Annotated in this window: 1 pseudogene; it reads left to right on the top strand. The window is 31.7% G+C overall.

Going from position 1 to position 584, the window contains the following annotated elements:
* Positions 1–584, top strand: a pseudogene (locus B0A78_RS14645) (hypothetical protein); the annotation flags it as partial.

Here is a 584-nt window from a genome sequence, read left to right as displayed (position 1 = left end):
ATTATTGAAGATTTAGACGGTTTAAAAGAAGATGCACTATATGCCTTGCGAGAATTTATAAGCAATCAAGTATTAAGAAGTTCGGTAACGATAAAAGACAAAAAAGGAAACAATAAAAGCAGTCATAAAATAGTAAAAGGTCAGTTCTCTAGTTTATCGGCAACAACCAAAGGCGAAACCTACGAAGACAATATGAGCAGAAGTTTTTTAATAGCCGTCGATGAAAGCAAAGAACAAACCACAAGAATTATAGATTATCAAAACAAACGCAATGCAGGAGAAATAGATCCAAACCAAAGCCAAAAAGCAATCAATTTTATCCAACAAATCATCAGAAATTTAAAGGTTTACGAGGTTATAAATCCTTATGCAACACAATTACATCTACCCGAAAAAGTACATAAAATAAGAAGATTAAACGAAATGTATCAAGCCGTAATCAAACAAGTAACGTTCCTAAATCAATATCAAAGAAAACTAACCAATAACAATCAACTAATAACCGAAATCGAAGACATAGAACAAGCAACCGAAGTACTTTTTGAAAGTATCATTTTAAAAGTTGATGAACTCGATGGAAGTTT

This window comes from Flavobacterium columnare NBRC 100251 = ATCC 23463 (genome assembly GCF_002530675.1).
Classification (GTDB): Bacteria; Bacteroidota; Bacteroidia; order Flavobacteriales; family Flavobacteriaceae; genus Flavobacterium; species Flavobacterium columnare.
This window is presented reverse-complemented; position numbering and strand designations above follow the sequence as displayed.